Here is an 837-nt window from a genome sequence, read left to right as displayed (position 1 = left end):
GTGTCCTCATTTGAAGAATTGGTTTTAAATACTTAAAATCCTCCTTTGAGTTATTTTTATTTCTATATTTTCAATGGCACGTACTCTTCTTACCGATGATATCTGGCAGCAAATTCAAGATACTATGCGATTACATGGTTGCTACCGTTCAAAGAATAGTAGAAATATCATGGAAGCGATCTTATGGAAACTGCGTACAGGCGCCACATGGCGTGATATTCCTCAAGAATTTTGTCCTTGGCAAACTGCTTATAATCGTTTTAATCGTTGGGCAAGCAAGGGATTGTGGAATAAATTTTTTTTAGATTACGAGGCGTCTTGGATCAAGAATGGGTATTCATTGACGGAAGCTACATACGCGTGCATCAACATGCAAGTGGAGCTCGGAATGGTTTCGAAAGAGCAATTGGACAATCACGTGGTGGACGAACAACAAAAATACATCTTGCAACCGACGCGAATGGATTACCGATTGATTTTAAAATCACTGGGGGTGGCGTCCACGACAGTCAAGTTGCAAAACAACTGATTGATACTGTAGGCGAGGCAACTTATCTCATTGCTGATAAGGGGTATGATGCTGAGCACATTAGAATATATGCCCAGAACAAGGATATGATTCCCATCATTCCAATGAGATCAAATAGTAAAAGATCGAATAAGGAGTTTGATAAATATCTATATAAATTAAGACATTTAGTTGAAAATGTGTTTGCGAGATTGAAGCATTTCCGAGCGATTGCAACCCGATTTGATAAGCTTGCACGAAATTACCAGTCTATGATTTACATTGCTTGCATATTTATTTGGTGTAAAGCCAAATGAGGACACGCCCTA

At 38.7% G+C, this 837-nt stretch carries 1 protein-coding gene; it reads left to right on the top strand.

Annotation, left to right across the window (positions count from 1 at the left end; genetic code table 11):
• Positions 1-73: 73 nt before the first annotated feature.
• Positions 74-825, top strand: a protein-coding gene (locus tag ACTL4S_RS16425; RefSeq protein ID WP_228738633.1) for an IS5 family transposase whose coding sequence is annotated in 2 segments (ribosomal slippage) — positions 74-308 and positions 308-825 — 753 coding nt in all. Because the reading frame shifts where the segments join, the coding sequence is not laid out codon by codon here.
• Positions 826-837 lie beyond the last annotated feature (12 nt).

The organism is Acinetobacter lwoffii, assembly GCF_052078135.1.
Classification (GTDB): domain Bacteria; phylum Pseudomonadota; class Gammaproteobacteria; order Pseudomonadales; family Moraxellaceae; genus Acinetobacter; species Acinetobacter lwoffii_Z.
Note: the sequence above shows the minus strand (reverse complement) of the source record. Positions and strands in the feature narration are given on the sequence as shown.